This window comes from Vreelandella xerophytica (assembly GCF_968048975.1).
Genome location: NZ_OZ309106.1, coordinates 2,531,946 through 2,550,819 on the forward strand (window position 1 = coordinate 2,531,946; position 18,874 = coordinate 2,550,819).

The window sequence follows — 18,874 nt, forward strand, 5'->3', positions numbered from 1 at the left end:
ACATGGATATCACCACATGGTTCATTGATCTGCTCGAAGGCAACGTGATCTTCACGCCCAACACGCTGGGCTACTACTGGGAAGGACTGGTCACCACCACTCAACTGGTATTTCTGGCGCTTCTGGCAGGGCTGCTGCTTGCCGTGCCGTTGGCCATCATGCGAAGTTCCAGACACAAGTGGATCAGCCTGCCGGTCTATCTGTACACCTACGTGTTTCGCGGTACTCCCCTTTTGATCCAGCTGTATATCATCTACTACGGCGTGGTCTTTTTCGACGGCATTCAGGAAACCTTTCTCTGGCCAATGCTGCGCGAGGCGTTCTACCCGGCATTGATTGCCTTTACGCTCAATACCGCCGCCTACACCACCGAGATCTTCAGAGGCGCCATCAAGGCGACCCCCCAGGGAGAAATCGAAGCGGCCAAGGCCTACGGCATGTCCCAGGCGCTGATGATGCGCCGGATCATTCTCCCCAGCGCATTTCGCCGGGCACTGCCCTCCTACGGTAACGAAGTCATCTTCATGCTTCATGCAAGCGCCATCGCCAGTGTCGTCACGCTGACCGACCTCACCGGTGCCGCCCGCTTTGTCTACGCGCGGTTTTACGCCCCGTTTGAGGCGTTTCTGTTCGTCGCCGCTATCTATCTTTGTTTAACCTTTGCTATTTTGTATGGGTTCCGTTTGCTCGAAAAGCGCCTGCTGGCTCACTTGAAGCCGCTTTCCCACTGATTCGTTGATGCGAAGGGGGCGTAATCAAACAAACGTTGGTTTACAAACGCACGCGTTCTTTTCGTCAACGCTTGGGTGCGTTAGTTTAAACGTGATCACTGAAGTGAACCTGCCTACTCAGGAGTACCACCATGAAAAGAATTCTAACGCTGTCTCTGCTGGGCCTTGCCGTTGCCGCGGCCTCCTCCGCCCAGGCGCGGGATTACGATACGGTACGCATCGGCGTGGATGTGCCTTACGAGCCGATGGAATACCGCACCGCCGAAGGCGACCTGACCGGCTTCGATATCGATCTGGGCAACGCGCTTTGCGAACACATGGGAATTACCTGCGAGTGGGTCGAACAGGAGTGGGACGGTATCATTCCGGGTTTGATGTCGCGCAACTACGACGCGATCATGTCGTCCATGACCATCAACGACGACCGTCGCCGTCAGGTCCTGTTCTCCGAGCCCTATATCACCATGCCGTCGGCCTGGTTCGCACCCAGCAGCCTGGATATCGACGAAGCTAACGAAGAAACGCTGGAAGGCATGACCATCGGCGTTCAGCGCGGCACGCTGCAGGACAACTACGTGACCGACAACTACGGCAGCGTTGCCGATATCAGCCGTTACGCCACCGCCGATGACATGGTGCTGGACATGGACGCCCAGCGTCTGGATATCGTCTTCCTCGACTTCCCCATCGGTCAGTACACACTGATCGAAGACGGCGACGGCGAGTACAAGGAAGTGGGTGAGCGCATCAGCGAGCCCAAGGAGTACTTCGGCGACGGCTTCGGTATCGCCTTTCGCCAGCGCGACGAGGCCTTGGCCGAGAAATTCAATGACGCCCTGGCCACCCTTGAAGAAGACGGCACTTATGATGAGATCTATCAGCGCTACTTCGGCAACGAATAACGCTTACTTCGGTAACGGGTGACCCCCTCGCGGTGCAAGGCAATAAAACCCCCGGCAAAAACCGGGGGTTTTGCGTTAGCTGAGGTATAGTAAGGTCAGGTACTACCTTCAAGCCCTGCGATGAACTTGAAAGGCGCGCCCCAGTCCTACCTAAAGCGTTGGCTATAAAAGAACTGTCATGTAAAACAGGGAGGTTTTATGACGTACCCACCTGGCGCTTCTGCCAGCCCGGCGGTTTCAACACCGGATGCCGCCGGCACCGAACGCCCTTTATCTCACTGGACTGCCTGGGGTCAGTGGCTTGCACTCGTGACCATGACGATAGACCACCTGGTGCGTTACGTGCTGCCGGGCGCATGGGATCTGGGCTGGGCGGGCTCGTCGATCGGCCGCATCGCCTTTCCCCTGTTTGCCGCCATGGTGGCCTGGCACGGGCTTTTCAACACGCGAAATCCGCTGCGCTATGCCCGGCGTATCCTGATCATCGGCATCGCCGCCCAAGTGCCTTACATGATGATGCCACGGGTAAGCGACGCCTTTATTCTGAACGTCTGCTTCACGCTGGCAAGCGGTTTGGCACTGGGTGCGCTGGTACGCCAGGGCTGGCAGCACTACCAGCGCCAGACACTGGGGTTTGGCTGGCTGTTGCTGGGCACGGGTGTGGTAGTCACCGTCTGGTATCTGCTGGGCTTCTGGGTGGAATACGGGCATAACGGGCTGCTGTTGATTCCGCTGTTCATGTTCGCCATGAACGCGCTCAGCGAAACCCGCGACGCCTTGATCTCCCGCCTCTGGGCAGGGCTTGCGGCCTTTCCGCTGCTCTGGATAGCAGGTCAGATGAACGCCTCGGACATGTCGAAGTCCTTCACCGTGGCCACGTGTGTCATCGTGCTGATGCTGGCAGCCGGAGCGTCTCAGCGCATACCCCCGGTGGTCATGGCCATGCCCCGGCGGCTCTGGCTTGCCTGGTACCCTGGCCACTTTGCCATCATCGCGCTCTGGCTGGTGATCAGCGGGCGGTTAGCAATGTAGCGTGGCTCGAACAGGACTCGCCCTGGGCCAGCACTTTTTGCATTTCGGGCCGGTAGCGGCGCAGCCGTGCCCGCCCATCCGCCTTGGCCTGATACATCGCGATATCCGCCTGCTTGAGAATGTCGGCATGATCGTATCGGGCGGCGCTGAAACAGGTATAGCCCATGCTGGGGGTCACATCGACTCGCTGACCTTCCAGACAGTACTGACCGGTCAGCGTGCTTTGCAGCATTTCCATGGCACTCTGAGCCACGCGCTCAGCGGCTTCCGACAAAGGCTGGTCGATCAGCTTGAGCATCACGAACTCGTCTCCGCTCAGCCGGGCGGCCATGTCATCGTCGTCCAGATGTCTTTCCAGACGTTCGGCAATCTGCACCAGCAGATCGTCCCCGGCGGCATGGCCGAAGGTATCGTTGATCAGCTTGAAGCGATCCATGTCCAGGAACATGACGACGCCGGTGCGCTCATGCCTTGAAGGCTCATCGCAAAGCCCCATCAGGCGCTCAATGAAAAGGCGTCGGTTGGGAAGATCGGTCAACGAATCATAGTAGGCCTGACGATAGATGATGGCCTCGTTTCGGGTTCGCTCGGTAAAGTCCTCCACGATGGCCATGCCGCCTATACGCTCCTTACTGGCGCTGTTCACGCCATTGAAAATAGCGCGCAAGGGCGTCCCGGTCTTTGCTCCGGGCAGGTGGAATACTCCTTCAAAGTAGCCCGAGCCTTTTTCAAGAGCGTCTCTCACCCCCTGGGCCACTTCCTGGTTGGCAGCGCGATCCAGCATCCGATAGCCGATGAAGGCCGAGCGCCCACCGCCTAGAATCATCAACATCTGATCGTTGCAATCGGTAATGATGCCGTTGCGATCAAAGTGCAAGACGCCCAGAGGAGAATGATCGAAAATGGAACGGTAGCGGTTTTCGCTTTCCAGAAGCTGCGCTTCTCGGGCCTCGATGTTGACTCTCAAGGCAATATTATCGTGAATGATACGATTGAACCGCGAGCTTGTGGCCAGCATCAACATCAAGAAGATGAGCATCATACCGCCAACCACGCTCGACAGCAGCGACCCTTGAATCACGAACAGCACGGCGACCGGCAGTAGAATCGGCGTGACAAAACCCACCGCAATCCACTTGACGGACGAAAGCGTGGTGATGCCCCCGGCGGCGATTCCTGCCATGACCACCGCTAGCGCGGCAAACTGTTCCGGATAGTCCGGCGTAAAAAAGATGATGCCGGCCGCGCCCCATATCGCCCCGGAAGCTAGGGCCCCGGCAGCAAAGGCGTAAAGCCACTTCTTGTGGTAGGGATCAGAAGCTACATGCCCGAAACGGTAGGCAAGCCACAGACGTAAAAGAGACACGACGGAAAGCGCCGCGAGCCAGGAAAGAAGCGACAATGGCGTATTGGCCGACCAAATCGCCAGCAACATGAAGGCCGCCGCCACCAGGCTACTGATCACCGGCTGCCAAAGCTTTTCGTATAGAAGCCTTACTTTCGCCGCTTCCAGATCACACAGTGAAACGTTATCTATCAGAAGCTCGATCGAGCGTCTGTCTTGAATGACCATGGCGGGCTTGAGCTTCCACAGCATATCCTGTCCCTGCGCTAGTATATTGCCAGCTTGAAGGCAACCTTCTTCATTGAAGTTCAAAGCGCTAGTTTTATATGATTTATGCCATTAAAGCGACTATCGTCATTAAAATTAAAAAAACCGCCTCATTATAGGCGCTTATAAAAGTATAAAATGTTAAAAGCGGGATTCGAAACTCCAGACGACCGGCGGAGCCTCGGGTAGAAGCGTCTGGCACTGGCGCACCTTTTCCAATAGCGCAGCGTGGGAATCGGCCACGACGTTGACATGGGCAAGCTTGCGCCCGGCCCGCTCGCTTTTATCGTAACGATGCAGATGCGTATGGGGAATCTTCAGCAGCGCCGCGTTATCCCCTTCCTGGCCGATCACGTTCACCATGCAAGTCGGTGCAATCGCTTCGGTCGACCCCAGCGGTAGCCCCTGCACGGCCCGCAGGTGATTCTCGAACTGACTGGTCACCGCGCCATCCATTGTCCAGTGGCCGGAGTTATGCACCCGAGGGGCCATCTCGTTGGCCAGCAGGCTGCCATCGCGCGTCTGGAAAAGTTCCAGTGCCAGCACGCCCACGTAGTCCAGCTCATCGAGCAGCGTACGTATGTAGCTATCCGCCGTTTGCTGAACGCTCTGGGTCACATCCGGCAGCGGCGCCACGGAGTAACGCAAGATGCCATCCACGTGCTGGTTTTCCGCCATGGGGTAGAACGCTACCTCGCCATCGCGTCCGCGCACGGCAATAATGGACACTTCCCGCACGAAGTCGACGAAGGCTTCAACGATCAACTGCGAGTGCCCGATCGACGCCCAGGCCTCGAACGCTTCGTCGGCGGCCTTGAGCACCGCCTGGCCCTTGCCGTCGTAGCCTTCGGTCACCGACTTGGCCACGACCGGACAGCCTAGCTCCCCGGCAGCGTCGGCCAGTTCCTGGGCGCTGTTCACCACCCGGTACGCCGGGGTAGGAATATTCAAGCGATCAAACAATGCCTTCTCTTCCACCCGGTTCTGACACACGGCGATGGCCTGGCTTCCCGGGTATACCGGCTTGTGCCGCTCGATCTCGCGGACCAGCTCGACGGGCAGGTGCTCGAACTCGTAGGTGACCACGTCCACCTGCTCGAGAAAGTCGGCAAGGCGCTCGTTGTCGGGGTCGACGATGACATCGCCAATGCCGGCGCTCGGGCTGCCGGTGGTATCCAGAAAGGTGAAGCGGTTACCCAGAGGATAGCCCGCCAGCGCCAGCATTCGGCCTAGCTGCCCGGCCCCCAATACGCCAATGTTCATGAATGCCTCCTCAGGCCTGGTCGGCGTCGATACGGGGGTCCGGGTTATCCAGGACCATTTGGGTCTGTTCGAGGCGAAACGCCTCGACCGCTTCACGCACGGCGCTATCCTGAAGGCCAACGATCTGCGCAGCCAGAAGGCCTGCGTTGGTGGCGCCGGCCTTGCCGATGGCCAGTGTGCCCACGGCAATGCCGCCGGGCATCTGGGCGATAGAGAGAAGCGAATCCAGTCCTTTCAGCGCCTTGGACTCCACCGGTACACCCAGCACCGGCAGCACCGTCTGCGAGGCCACCATGCCAGGTAGATGTGCCGCGCCGCCTGCGCCGGCAACGATCACCTGAAGGCCACGCTCGGCGGCACTCTTGGCGTAGTCGAACAAAAGGTCCGGCGTGCGATGCGCCGACACCACGCGTGTCTCGCAGGCCACGCCTAGGCGCTCGAGCATGGTGACGGCATGCTCCATGACGGGCCAATCCGACCTGGACCCCATAATCACGCCCACCTTGGGTGCGCTGCTGGACATGTATTCGCTCCTCGGCCAGTGGCCTTAAACCGTTTAAAGACGAAAAAGCCGCAAGGCTTACCAGAAATTTTGAAGGCGCATAGTCTACCAGAGCGCGCTCCTTTAGGGGCTTTGATCAAATGACGAAATTTTCCTGCGCACAGGCATTGAAAAGCGCCTTCGTTAGCGGCATTGTGTAGCTGTCCTTTCAGACTAATGGAGTCACATGAGTACGGCATACTCAACTGCTTGCGCAGAAACGCTGGACCCTCCGCGAAGCAGCCCTGACCTTGATGTCAGGGAACTTGAAAAACGTACGCGCCTAATGCGTATTATTGCACGTCTGATCGCCGTATCAGACCTGGGAAGCCGGGAAATCGCCCGTCAGGCGGGTCTTCCGGTACAGAAAATCAGTGATCTGCTCGCCGGAAGGCTTGAGCACCTGGATATCAACGAACTTAACGTTCTACGCCGCACACTAGAGCTGGGGGCGCCCTAGCGAACGTCTCTGCCGACTAGAACCAATAAACGCCTCGCATTCGCGAGGCGTTTTTTTATTGGCGCCGAGTTCTTTTGAGGGCGAAATCGTTCTAACGCCGCAGGGCCAGGCACTCAGTCGTCGCGCTGCTCCAGCGCTTCTGCCGCCTGAATGGCCTCTTTCTCGGAAGTGTGCTCGGATACCACGACCTCATTGCCGGGCTGGGATACATCCACGACTTGCCAGCCGGAAATGGTTTCTTTCAGGTCGCTGACTTCGAATACTGGATCGATACGGGCTTGTCTGGACATGATGGTCTCCTGAGTGCGCCGATAGTAGCGTATCCACCAGCATAGAAGACAAGCCCGGGAAGGCAAACATGGGGCATAACCAGGCTTTACCCAAGAGCCAACGCTACGCCGCCCAGGGCCACCACGAGCACGACCACCCAGGCGGGCACCTTCCAGACGTTGAGCAGCAGAAAGCCGGTCAATGCCAGGGCAAACTCGAAAGGCCCGACCACGGCGCTGGTCCACACCGGTTGATAAAGAGCCATGCCCAGAATGCCCACTACCGCTGCGTTGGCACCGCGCATCAGCGCCTGAGCGCTGCTCCACCGGCGAAAACGGTTCCAGAACGGTAGCACGCCCACCAGCAGAAGAAAGCCCGGGACAAAAATCGCCACCAATGCCAGAACCGCGCCCAGCGCGCTAGGCATACCAGGCAACAAGGCACCCAGGTAGGCAGCGAAGGTAAAAAGCGGCCCCGGGATGGCCTGCGCCGCCCCATAGCCGGTCATGAACGCATCGTCACTGACCCAGCCCGGTTGCACCACCTCGGCGCTGAGTAGCGGCAGCACGACATGCCCGCCGCCAAACACTAACGCCCCCGAGCGATAAAAGGCGTCGATCACAGCAAGCCACGACGCACCACTTGCCAACAGCGGAAGCGCTATCAAGAGTCCGACAAACATCAGCAGTGACGCTCCGCCCACCCGGCGTGAAACGCCAAAACGAAGCGTTTCACCAGAGGCGTGGGAATCCCCACTGCGACACAGCACAAGCCCCAGCAGCCCACCCAGTACGATAGCAGCTACCTGCCCCAGCGGCCCGCTGACCCACACCACCGTAAACACCGCGGCAAGCGCAATGCCGGCACGGGTTTGGTCCGGGCAGAGGTTTCGGGCCATGCCCCATACCGCATGGGCAACGACCGATACGGCGACGAGTTTCAGCCCCTGGAGCAAACCGTTGGCGATGGCACCTTCCAGCATGGCGGCACTCAAGGCAAACACCATCAACACCAGAGCAGAAGGCAGCGTGAAAGCAAGCCACGCTACGGCCGCCCCCCAGGGTCCGGCACGCATCAGCCCCAGGGCAAACCCCACCTGACTGCTGGCCGGGCCGGGTAGAAACTGGCAAAGCGCGACCAGATCGGCATAGGCGTGCTCGCTCAGCCACCGGCGGCGCGTTACGAACTCATGATGGAAATACCCCAGATGCGCGACGGGCCCGCCAAAAGAAGTAAGCCCCAGCAGCAAGAAAGCTCTGAAGACTTCGCCGATACGGGCTCGGGGGAGCGCTTGTTGCGTCATGGCACCAGATCCTTGAGAGAAAACGCCAAGCATAATCGCCGGATCTGACGCCACGATGACAGCGAACGGGTAGTTCTGATGCAGAACCGAGGCCCCCCCTTCGCGCTACATCCCCCACCCCGGCAGCGCTCGTCGCGCTGCTCCCGCGGGTGCGCCTGTTGGCTTACCACGCGCTACGGGTGTGTGACCCAGGTGGGTTTATGCACCCGTAGCGCGTGGTAACGTTTTGCGAGGATACGAGCAAACAAGGCACCCGCGGAAGGCGGCTGCCAGGCCGCCTGGGCGTGCTGCTGCCCTTGTGGGTGCGTCAATGCTTATTCGCTTTGATCGGTGACCGCGCCGGTGCTTGCCGAACTGACCTGGCGTGCGTACTTGGCCAGCACGCCGCGGGTGTAACGCGGAGTCGGGCGCTGCCAGGCGGCCTGGCGGCGCATCAGCTCGTCGTCGGCCACGTGCATCTCGATGGTGTCCGCGTCGGCGTCGATGGTGATGACGTCGCCGTTTTCCACCAGCGCCAGCGGGCCGCCCTCGAACGCCTCCGGCGATACGTGACCCACCACGAAGCCGTGGCTGCCGCCAGAGAAGCGACCATCGGTAATCAGTGCGACATCGTTGCCCAGGCCACGGCCCATGATGGCGGAGGTTGGCGTCAGCATCTCACGCATGCCCGGGCCGCCCTTGGGGCCCTCGAAACGGATGACCACGACATCGCCGGCCACCACGGTGCCGTCATTGATGCGCGCCTGGGCTTCTTCTTCGGAACCGAACACCCGCGCCGGGCCGGAAAAGCGCGTGCCCTCCTTGCCGGTGATCTTGGCGACCGCGCCTTCCGGGGCCAGGTTGCCATACAGAATGCGCAGGTGGCTCTGGGCCTTGATGGGCCGATCCAGCGGCGCAATGATGTTCTGATCGACCGGATACGCCTCGACACCGGCCAGATTCTCGGCCAGGGTCTTGCCCGTTACCGTCAGACAGTCGCCGTGCAGAAGGCCTGCGTCCAGCAGGGTTTTCATCAGCGGCTGGATACCTCCGATCGCCACCAGTTCGCTCATCATGTAATGCCCGCTGGGGCGAAGGTCCGCCACCACCGGCACGCGCTTGCCGATCTCGGTGAAGTCCGCAAGCGAAAGCTCGACATCGATGGTGCGCGCCATGGCGATCAGGTGCAGTACCGCATTGGTCGAGCCGCCGAGGGCGATGATGATGGTAATCGCGTTCTCGAACGCTTGCCGGGTCATGATGTCCGAGGGCTTGATATCCCGGGCCAGCAACTCGAGCACCGCCTCCCCCGCCGCCTTGCAGTCATCGCGCTTTTCCTGGGAGATCGCGTTCTGCGCAGAGCTGCCCGGCAGGCTCATGCCCAGTGCCTCGATAGCGGAGGCCATGGTATTGGCGGTGTACATGCCGCCGCAGGAACCGGGGCCGGGAATCGCGGTTTCCTCGATCTGCTTGAGCTCGATCAAATCCATGTCGCCACGCGAATGCGCGCCCATGGCTTCGAACACCGAGACGATATCGGTATGTCCCTTGCCCGGCATGATGGTACCGCCGTAGACGAACACACTGGGGCGGTTCAGGCGCGCCAGGCCCATCACGCAGCCCGGCATGTTCTTGTCACACCCGCCGATGGCGACCAGGCCATCGAAGCCCTCGCAACCCGCCACGGTCTCGATGGAATCCGCGATCACCTCCCGGGAAACCAGCGAGTACTTCATCCCCTCGGTGCCGTTGGCGATGCCATCGGAAATCGTGATGGTATTGAAGATGACGCCCTTGCCACCGCCGGCGTCCGCACCGTCGCGGGCTAACTCGGCCAGCTCACCGATATGGCTGTTGCATGGCGTCACCATGCTCCAGGTCGACGCCACCCCCACCTGGGGCTTCTTGAAATCCTCGTCGTTGAAGCCTACCGCGCGAAGCATCGCTCGGCTGGCCGCTTTTCCCGGGCCATCCACTACCGGGGCCGAATGGCGGCGAGAGAGATCGGTGGGCTCTGTCATGGCGTTCTCCTGGGCTTTGATATGGGTCATGGCACAAGCTTGGCGATGCGCGCGGCTCACTGCAAGACCAGAAGCGACTTAAATTCGGCTCGAAGCCTCCCCGGCACCCGCCAGAGCGCGGCGCGTTTCATTGACTGAGGATAAATGGCCCCTTCGTTCAACGAAAAATTGACAGCGCTGAAATAAGCTGCCTAATCTAACAATAATCGATTTTTACAAAAAACATGGATATAAGTAGTCAATATCATCAAAACTCGCCTGAGAAAGAAGATCGACGGGCAGTACCATGACCTGTCCAGCATCAGAACTATTCAAACCAGCGTCAGAACTATCCAAACTAGCGTCAGAACTATTCAAACAATAAAAGACAATCAAGAATAACTAATCGCCCGCCCACCTTCGGACATGAAATCTGAAGAACTCAAGAACAAACGTTCCTATTTTCATGATACAAGAGGTGTTCTTATGAAATATCGTCGTATCTCGGGCAACCTTGCACTGAGCGTACTGGCCGCGTCCGTATCGCTTGCCGCCTTGCCCGCACTTGCGGATTCCTACCCCGAGCGGCCTATCCGCCTGATCATTCCATACGGTGCCGGCGGCCCCACCGATATCATCTTTCGCCAGATAGCTCAGGAAGCGGAGAAAGCGCTGGGAGTATCCATCGTCCCGGTCAACATGTCCGGTGCCGGGGCGACGCTGGGTTCCAGACACGTCAAGGACGCCGAACCAAACGGTTATACGATTCTGGGCGGGCACGACAATATCGCGCTTTCCTATATCGCCGGAATGGTCGACTACTCCTACGAGGCCTTCGAGCCGATTGCCCGCGTCACGCAAACATTCAACATGCCCACCACCTACCCGGACCATCCCGTTCAAGACGCCAGTGAAATCTCCCAGTACGTCAAGGACAACCCCGGGTCGGTCAGCTTCAGCATGATTCCCACCTCCACGGACCATTTCTTCTGGATCCAGATGTTCGATGCGATGGGTATCGATCTGGCCGATGTCAATCTGATCGGCTACCCGGATACCACCGAGCAGATGTCGGCTCTCAGGGCCAAGGAGATCGACTTCACCATCACCAATGCGGCGTGCTGTTCCGGGTTTTACAAGGACGGCTCGTTCCGCCCCCTGGGCGTGGCCCATAGCGAACGGCTAAGCGGCGATACCCTCGACGAGATTCCCACCTTTCAGGAGATGGGGATCGACATGATGTCGGCCACCAGCCGTGGTTTCTTTGCGCCCTTGGGCACCCCCCAGGAGCATATCGACATTCTGGCCGATGCCTTTGAAATGGCCATGCAAGACGAGGCGCTGAGGGAAAGATTGGTCAATGAACTGGGATCGGAGCCCAGCTTCCAGGCGGGCCAGGAGTATCGCGACTTCCTGGAGCAGAATCAGCGCGAACTCGAGGCGGCGGCGGAAAACGTCTCCTTCTGATTCGGCTTTGGCTCCTCCCCCATCAACGCCTTTGGCCCGGTGTGCTTGAGCATACCGGGCTGTTACGGGCACCAGACTCAAAAGGCCTCGTCAATGACGCTGACTGCTGCACAAAGCTTGGTGAACCAACTCGCCGCCCTTGGTACGGACAAGATCTTCTGCGTTCCCGGTGAAAGCTACCTGGCCGCACTCGACGCCATGTATCAGCATGAAAAGATCCAGGCCATTGCCTGTCGCCATGAATCCGGTGCGGGGTTCATGGCGATAGCGGATGCAAGGCTGACCGAGCGCCCGGGGGTTGTTTTCACCAGCCGGGGCCCGGGGTCGATGAACGCGGCGATTTCCCTGCACGCCGCCCAGCAAGACGGGGTGGCGCTGCTGATGTTCATCGGTCATGTCACCCGCGAAGAGCTGGGACGGGCGTCCTTTCAGGAAGTCGACTACCGCCAGACCTTCGGTGATATCGCCAAGGAGGTCTTCGAGGTTCATCAGGGCAAGAGAATCGTCGATACGGTCGTTCGCGCATGGCAGCGCGCCGTGAGCGGCACACCGGGCCCGGTGGTCATCGTGCTGCCGGAGGACATGCTGCAAGACGAGGTTACCACCCCCGTTTTAACCCCCGCAGCAACGACACGCCCCGCCCCTTCCCGGCCCGACCTGGACGCCATTCAGGCACGGCTGGCCAAGGCCGAACGCCCGCTGCTGCTTGCCGGCGGGCAGATCAATACCGACCGGGCACGACAAGCCCTGGTCAAGACCGCCGAAAAATGGCAGCTCCCGGTACTGGGGGCGTTCAAGCAGCAGGAGGTAATGGCCAACAGCCACTCCCACTGGGTGGGTCAGATCGGCTTCACGATGCCCGCCGCCATGGCCGAAAGACTGAAACAGGCCGATCTCATTCTGGCGGTCGGCACCCGCCTTGGCGACATCACCACCCAGGGCTTCAGCTTTCCAAGCGCCCCCCTGCCGGCGCAGGATGTCATTCATGTCTATCCAGATGCCGATGTGATCGGGCGCAACATCACTCCCTGGCTAGGCGTGGCCGCCGATAGCGAACGCTTTCTGGAGGCACTGGCAAACGCCGCTGCTCCGGCACCGCCCGAGCAAAGAAAGCAGTGGCTGGATGAATTGAAGGCCGAACACAAGACGCTTGCCACGTACCAGCCCAAGCCCAGCCAGACCGGCGTGGATCTGGGTGGCGTGGTAGCGGCGGTCAATCAGCATGCCAGCGCCGATACCGTCTTCTGCCTGGATTCCGGCAACTTCGCCACCTGGGTGCATCGCTATATCGTGCTGGGCGAAAGGCAGAGGCTTTTGGGCAGCGCCTCCGGTGCGATGGGAAGCGGAGTGCCCTATGCGGTCGCCGCCGGCCTGCGCCACCCGGACAAGACGGTCATCGCTTTTCTGGGCGATGGCGGTGCGCTCATGACCGGCAACGAGCTGGCCACGGCGGTGCACTACGGCGCAAACATCAAGATCATCATTGCCGATAATGCCATTTACGGCACCATACGAGGATTTCAAGAAAAGCTGTTTCCCGGCCGCCCTGTGGCGACCTCCCTCACCAGCCCCGATTTTGCAGCCTGGGCCGAGGCGTTCGGCGTGAAAGGCTTTACCATCGAACACGACGCGCAAATCGAGCACACGATTCAACAAGCCCTCACCCACCCGGGCGCCGGCGTGATTCATGTAAGACAAAGCGCCGAACGCCTGAGCGCTTTCAGCCCTTGAATCTTCACGTCAGGCTGTAACAGAGCCAAGATGCAGACGCCTTGTAAGTTCAGGCGTCTTCTCATGACCGGCATGACCCTACGTCCCGACGTTCCAGGCAGGCCGGCCCTGCCTGAGTAAAGACAAAAGCGCTGAAACTTATTAAGATCGTGCACTCTGAACGACGCATTGATTTGCAATAGTGATAGCGAGGATGTCATGGAACCCGAAGGGAAGTACGAACTGCTGCGCAGCATTGCCGAACCGCTCTACCGCGCCAAGTTCTGGATGCAACTGATCGGGGTGATGCTGATCATTACCGGGCTTTTAACCGCGATTACCGTGGTGGGTATCATCGTGGCCTGGATACCCATCTGGGGCGGCGTGGTATTGATGCAGGCGGCAAAGGCCGGTAGCCGTGCCTACCAGAGCGGCGACGAGCGCGAGCTGCGTTTTGCGCTGGGCAAGCTCAAGACCCACTTCACTATTTTCGGCGTCTTGCTGCTGCTGTATCTGCTGCTGTTCGTGGGCATGACCTTTCTGGGGTTGCTGGGCATCGGTAACGTAACGCTTTCCTACTAAGTTTGCCTACTGTCTAGGTCCGCCTACTGTCCAAGCCCGCCTACTGTCGAGACGTTTTCATGTCGAGTCTTTCCACACCACCGCTTGCCCCCGGCTTCATGGTCGTTCACGCCAACCGCCTGGAAGACCTGCGTGCTCTGGCGGTGGAGTGGATGCGCCTGCACCCGCTGGGTGCGCTCGAAAGCGAAACCATTCTGGTGCAGAGCAACGGCATCGGCCAGTGGCTGAAACTGGCCCTGGCGGAAGACCCGGCTCAGGGCGGCGCCGGCATCGCCGCGGCACTCAATGTCACCCTGCCTGCGCGCTTTCTGTGGCAGGCCTACCGCACGGTATTGACCGAGCTCACCGGTGATGCAGAGACGGTGCCGGAGACCTCACCGTTTGATAAATCGCGCCTGGTGTGGCGCCTGCTGCGTTTGCTGCCTTTACTTGCCGAGCAGCCCGTATTTGCCCCACTGGCCCGCTTTCTGGAAACCGACCGCGACCAGCGCAAGCACTACCAGCTGGCCGAACGCCTGGCGGATCTGTTCGATCAGTACCAGGTATACCGCGCCGACTGGCTGGACGCCTGGGCCGATGGCCGTGACATACTGATTACCGCCCGCGGCGAACAACGCGAGCTTGACGAACACCAGCGCTGGCAGCCCGCTTTATGGCGCGCCCTGCGCGACGATGTCGCCGCCAACCAGGGCGAGGCCGGCCTGAACAGCAGCCGCGCCCAGGTGCACAGCCGCTTTCTGGAGGTAGCCGGCGGGCTCGAAGACGGAGGCTGCCCCCACGGCCTGCCCCGGCGGCTGATCATCTTCGGCATCTCGTCGCTGCCCCAGCAGACGTTGGAAGCGCTGGCCGCGCTTTCGCGCTGCTGTCAGATCGTGCTGTGTGTGCACAACCCCTGCCAGTACTACTGGGCGGATATCATCGAGCACAAGGATTTGCTGCGCGCCAACCGCTACCGCCAGCAGCGTAAAGCGGGTATGCCCGACGCGCTGGATGTGCTCGGCGATGGCGATGTGGACAGCGCCCTGCACCTGCACGCCCAGCCGCTTCTGGCCGCCTGGGGCAAACAGGGCCGCGACTACCTGCGCCTGCTCGATGAACACGACGACGCCGGTAACTACCAGACCCTGTTCGAGCAGCAGGCGCTGCGTATCGACATGTTCGAGCCGTTCACCACCCCCGAGCACAGCTGCCTGCTCAGCCAGCTCCAGGACGACATTCGCGAGCTGCGCCCGGTGGCGGAAACGCAAACTACCTGGCCGGAAGTAGACGTGCAGCAGGACGACTCCATCGTGTTCCACATCGCCCACGGCCCCCAGCGGGAAGTGGAGATTCTGCACGACCAGCTGCTGGCCGCGTTCAGCGCTGACCCGGACCTGCGCCCACGGGATATCATCGTCATGGTGCCGGATATCGACCGCTACGCGCCGCATATCGAAGCCGTGTTCGGCCAGTACCGCTCGAGCCCCTACCGCGCCGGCACCGGCCGTGATGACCCGCGCTACATTCCCTATACACTGTCGGACCAGGCCAGCCGCCACCGCCTGCCGCTGATGATCGCGCTCGAAAAGCTCCTGCGCCTGCCGGAGCTGCGCCTCTCGGTGAGCGACCTGCTGGATCTTCTCGACGTGCCCGCTCTGCGCGAGCGCTTTGGCATCGAAGAGAACGACCTGCCCACGCTTAACCGCTGGATCGAGGGCGCGGGCATCCGCTGGGGGCTTAACGCCGAGCAGCGGACCCGGCTGGATTTGCCCCAGGGCCTGAGCCAGAACACCTGGGCCTTCGGCCTGCGCCGCCTGCTGTTGGGCTACACCGTGGGCGTGGCGGACGCGTGGCAGGGGATCGAGCCGTTTGACGATATCGGCGGCCTTGAAGCCTCGCTTGCCGGACCGCTGGCGACTCTTCTCGAGCGCCTGGAAGAGACCTGGGAGATTTTCTGCCAGCCCACCACGGCGGCCGAATGGGTGGCAAGGCTTCGCGAACTGCTGGAAGCCTTCTTTCTTACCGACGACGCCCAGGAGAGCGTCATGCTCACCAAGCTCGAAGGCGCGCTCAACCAGGTGCTGGAAAGCACCCAAGAAGCCGGGCTCGATGAACCCCTGCCGCTTTCCATGGTGCGCGAACACTGGCTTGCGCAGATCGACGAGCACAGCCTTTCCCAGCGTTTTCTGGCCGGTGCGGTCAACTTCGCAACGCTCATGCCCATGCGCGCGATTCCCTTCAAGCGGGTATGCCTTCTGGGCATGAACGACGGCGAGTACCCGCGCTCCCAGCCGCCACTGGATTTCGACCTGATGGGCGGCGACTACCGCCCCGGCGACCGCTCACGGCGTGAAGATGACCGCTACCTGTTTCTGGAAGCGCTGCTCTCGGCTCGCCACCAGCTCTATATCAGCTGGGTGGGGCGCAGCCAAATCGACAACAACCCCATGCCGCCCTCGGTGCTGGTGGGCCAGCTGCGCGATCACCTCGCCGCCGGCTGGCAAGGCCAGCATGAAGCACCACTGTTAGAGGCACTGACTACCGAACACCCGCTGCAGCCCTTCAGCCAGCGTTACTTCAGCGCGGATACCCGCTCGCCCTCCCAGGCGCGGCTGTTCACCTACGCTCATGAGTGGCACGCGCTGCACACCCCGCCGACGCCAGCGGATTCTCCGACAGCCACCCTGCCTCCCTTCGAGCAGGAAATCCCGCTCACACTCGCCCAGCTGGGCGGCTTTCTACGCGAACCCGCCAAGGCGTTCTTCAATACCCGCCTGGGGGTCTACTTCGAGCATGAGGCGCTTGCCCAGCTGGACGTCGAGCCGTTTGTCCTGGATGGCCTTCAGCACTGGCAGTTGCAGGATCAGTTGATTGCCGCCCAGCGCCAGGCGGTGGATAACAATGAGCCACGCGAAGACGCCATGTTCGCCGCGCTCGAGCGCATCAAGGGCCAGGGGGTGCTCGCGGTAGGCGCCTTTGGCGAGCGCATGCGCGAGGCGCTGGCCGAGCCCATGGAGGCGCTGTTCATCGACTACCAGAAAGCGCTGGAAGAGTGGCCCCACCCGATGGACGCCGCGCTGGCCGTGGCGTTCAGCGCCCACGGCCTTGAGGTTAACGACTGGGTCAACGAGATCCGCGTGGACGAGGACGGCCACCGCTGCCGCCTGCTGCTGCTCAGCAACAGCCTGGTCAGCCAGGGGCGCGGGCGCGGCCAGTACCGCTGGCAGCACCTGCTGCGCCCCTGGGTGGTGCACCTGGCGGCCAACACGCAAACGCCCATGACCACTCAACTGCTTTCCAAGGCAGGCCACGTGCGCCTGGCCCCGCTGGACGCCGACACCGCCCGCGCCCACCTGAACAACCTGCTGGAATGCTGGCAGGCGGGCATGGAAAGCCCGCTGCCGCTCGCCCCCCAGGCGGCGTTCGCCTGGCTGGGCAAAAACGGTAGTGCGCAGGGTAGTGAAGAAAGTAATGAAGAAAGTCGTGATGAGAATATCGAGGAGAGCGACGCCTACCGCGCGGCGGCAAGCGTATATGAAGGCGACCGCTTTCGCGCCGGCGAAGTACAGCAGAGCGCTTATCTTGTCCGCCAGTGGCCGAGCTTTGCGGCGCTTTACAACGCCCGCGCCCAGGGCCACGGCTTTGCCACACTGACTGAAACGCTCTACGCCCCGCTCTACCGCGCCGTCAAGGAGTGACGGCGCGGCAACGGCTTAGCGGCTGTGGCCGTTGAGCGCCAGCACGCGCTTGGCCAGCGAGATCATTTCCGGGTCGCCGGTGTTCTTTTCCGGCACGTCGGAAAGCTTGATGACCGGCAGCCAGCCTTGCCCTTCGGGGCGAGCATCGACCATCTTGATCACCATGTTCATAGGGTCCACACCCACGTCGTTGGTGAAGTTGGTGCCGATACCGAACGCCATGCCGATACGGTCCTGGCAGAACGTCTGAATACGCTCGACCTTTTCAGGGGTCAGCGCATCCGAGAAGATGATCGTCTTGCTCAGCGGATTGACGCCCAGGCGCTCGTAGTGGTGGATGGTTTCCGCCGCGAAGTCGATGGCGTCGCCGCTGTCGTGGCGCACGCCGTCAAACAGCTTGGCGAACTTCTTGTCGAAGCTGTCGAAGAAGGCCTTGGAGGTGAAGGTGTCGGTCAGCGCGATGCCCAGATCCCCACGGTACACGTCTACCCAGTTTTCCAGGGCGATGCTGTTGGCCATCTTGAAGCCGAAGCGGGCGCCGTGGAACATGAACCACTCGTGGGCGTGGGTACCAATCGGCTTGACGCCGTGGCGCATGGCCAGCAGCACGTTGCTGGTGCCGGTGAACGACTCGCCGCCGTGATGGCGAAGCGCGCCCACCACGCGGTCGTGCACATCGAACGAAAAGCGTCGCCGAGTGCCGAACTCGGCAATCTTCAGCCCCATCTGACGGTAGTGCTCGATCTTTTCCTGAGTGCGCTGTTCGATCAGCGCATGGCTATCCTTGGAGACCGTAATCCCGCGCAGGCGATACCAGAGCTCGCTGATCAGCGACATCAGCGGCACTTCCCACAAGATGGTGCGATACCAGGGGCCTTCGATCACCACCGACAGATCCGTTCCCTGCTGCTCGATCACCACTTCACTGGCGTCATAGCGAAAGCCTGCCAGAAAATCGAGATAAGTGGGGTCGAGATACGGACACGTCGTTTCGAGATAACGCTTCTCCTGCGACGTCAGACGCAGGCTTGTCATGTTATCGACTTCCCGGCGCAGGGCATCGCCGAAGCCTTCCGGAAAGTCATGCTCGCCGCGATTGATGAAAGCGTAACGCACATGCGCGTACGGAAAGCGTTTGATCACGGCATTCTGCATCGTGATCTTGTAGAAGTCGTTATCCAGAAGCGAGGTCAGCATGGAGTCTCATCGTCAGCGTGAACGTAAAGCCGCGGTAGTGTAAACGGGTCGCCCCTAACATGGCGAGCCGACAAGATTAGCAGGTGACGCCACTATCTCCCAGCCCGCTCACAGCCAAGGCCGCACCATGAAGCCTTTTTGCTCCGTT

At 60.7% G+C, this 18,874-nt stretch carries 15 protein-coding genes; 8 read left to right on the forward strand and 7 right to left on the reverse strand.

Features of this window, described 5'->3' with window-relative positions; genetic code table 11:
- Positions 1-2: 2 nt before the first annotated feature.
- The 3 genes from ACWF8S_RS11885 (at position 3) to ACWF8S_RS11895 (ending at position 2,665) form a co-directional block, all read left to right on the forward strand.
- A complete protein-coding gene (locus tag ACWF8S_RS11885) occupies positions 3-731 on the forward strand; it encodes an ABC transporter permease (protein WP_447553527.1) in 729 nt (242 codons plus the stop codon).
- Between the two features lie 131 nt (positions 732-862).
- Positions 863-1,633: a transporter substrate-binding domain-containing protein gene (locus tag ACWF8S_RS11890; RefSeq protein ID WP_447553528.1), complete on the forward strand. Its 771-nt coding sequence runs from the start codon at positions 863-865 to the stop codon at positions 1,631-1,633.
- A 198-nt stretch (positions 1,634-1,831) separates the two neighbouring features.
- Positions 1,832-2,665 (forward strand): TraX family protein, encoded by an 834-nt coding sequence (locus ACWF8S_RS11895; RefSeq protein WP_447553529.1) that lies wholly within the window; start codon positions 1,832-1,834, stop codon positions 2,663-2,665.
- Here ACWF8S_RS11895 and ACWF8S_RS11900 read toward each other — a convergent pair.
- The 3 genes from ACWF8S_RS11900 to purE form a co-directional block, all read right to left on the reverse strand.
- The gene (locus ACWF8S_RS11900; protein WP_447553530.1) at positions 2,643-4,262 is read right to left on the reverse strand and encodes a diguanylate cyclase domain-containing protein; all 1,620 of its coding nucleotides are present in this window, start codon (positions 4,260-4,262) and stop codon (positions 2,643-2,645) included. The two genes, ACWF8S_RS11895 and ACWF8S_RS11900, sit on opposite strands and share 23 nt — an antisense overlap.
- Positions 4,263-4,418: 156 nt before the next feature.
- A complete protein-coding gene (locus ACWF8S_RS11905; protein ID WP_447553531.1) occupies positions 4,419-5,540 on the reverse strand; it encodes a 5-(carboxyamino)imidazole ribonucleotide synthase in 1,122 nt (373 codons plus the stop codon).
- A gap of 10 nt (positions 5,541-5,550) precedes the next feature.
- Positions 5,551-6,063 carry a 5-(carboxyamino)imidazole ribonucleotide mutase gene (gene purE / locus ACWF8S_RS11910; protein ID WP_447553532.1) on the reverse strand — a complete coding sequence of 171 codons (513 nt, stop codon included), beginning with the start codon at positions 6,061-6,063 and terminating at the stop codon, positions 5,551-5,553.
- Positions 6,064-6,268: 205 nt separating this feature from the next.
- Here purE and ACWF8S_RS11915 point away from each other — a divergent pair, with 205 nt between their 5' ends.
- Positions 6,269-6,541, forward strand: coding sequence for an XRE family transcriptional regulator (locus ACWF8S_RS11915; protein ID WP_447553533.1), 273 nt, complete (start codon positions 6,269-6,271; stop codon positions 6,539-6,541).
- Between the two features lie 113 nt (positions 6,542-6,654).
- Here the strand turns inward: ACWF8S_RS11915 and ACWF8S_RS11920 are convergent, their stop codons facing one another.
- The 3 genes from ACWF8S_RS11920 to ilvD form a co-directional block, all read right to left on the reverse strand.
- Positions 6,655-6,831 (reverse strand): hypothetical protein, encoded by a 177-nt coding sequence (locus ACWF8S_RS11920; protein ID WP_447553534.1) that lies wholly within the window; start codon positions 6,829-6,831, stop codon positions 6,655-6,657.
- 86 nt (positions 6,832-6,917) lie between these two features.
- Positions 6,918-8,114 carry a chromate efflux transporter gene (chrA, locus tag ACWF8S_RS11925; RefSeq protein ID WP_447553535.1) on the reverse strand — a complete coding sequence of 399 codons (1,197 nt, stop codon included), beginning with the start codon at positions 8,112-8,114 and terminating at the stop codon, positions 6,918-6,920.
- Positions 8,115-8,428: 314 nt separating this feature from the next.
- The gene (gene ilvD, locus ACWF8S_RS11930; protein ID WP_447553536.1) at positions 8,429-10,114 is read right to left on the reverse strand and encodes a dihydroxy-acid dehydratase; all 1,686 of its coding nucleotides are present in this window, start codon (positions 10,112-10,114) and stop codon (positions 8,429-8,431) included.
- Between the two features lie 465 nt (positions 10,115-10,579).
- On the opposite strand from ilvD, the gene ACWF8S_RS11935 reads away from it, so the two are divergent.
- The 4 genes from ACWF8S_RS11935 to recC all read left to right on the forward strand — a co-directional run bounded on the left by ACWF8S_RS11935 (position 10,580) and on the right by recC (position 17,529).
- Complete coding sequence (locus tag ACWF8S_RS11935; RefSeq protein ID WP_447553537.1) at positions 10,580-11,560, forward strand: Bug family tripartite tricarboxylate transporter substrate binding protein; 981 nt, start codon at positions 10,580-10,582, stop codon at positions 11,558-11,560.
- 93 nt (positions 11,561-11,653) lie between these two features.
- Complete coding sequence (locus tag ACWF8S_RS11940) at positions 11,654-13,291, forward strand: thiamine pyrophosphate-dependent enzyme (protein ID WP_447553538.1); 1,638 nt, start codon at positions 11,654-11,656, stop codon at positions 13,289-13,291.
- Between the two features lie 198 nt (positions 13,292-13,489).
- Positions 13,490-13,852: a DUF5362 family protein gene (locus ACWF8S_RS11945; RefSeq protein ID WP_447553539.1), complete on the forward strand. Its 363-nt coding sequence runs from the start codon at positions 13,490-13,492 to the stop codon at positions 13,850-13,852.
- Positions 13,853-13,911: 59 nt separating this feature from the next.
- Entirely contained in the window at positions 13,912-17,529 is a 3,618-nt protein-coding gene (gene recC, locus ACWF8S_RS11950) for an exodeoxyribonuclease V subunit gamma (protein WP_447553540.1), read from the forward strand.
- Positions 17,530-17,544: 15 nt separating this feature from the next.
- Here recC and pncB read toward each other — a convergent pair whose 3' ends face one another.
- Positions 17,545-18,726, reverse strand: a complete 1,182-nt coding sequence (pncB, locus tag ACWF8S_RS11955) for a nicotinate phosphoribosyltransferase (protein ID WP_447553541.1) — start codon at positions 18,724-18,726, stop codon at positions 17,545-17,547.
- Positions 18,727-18,874 lie beyond the last annotated feature (148 nt).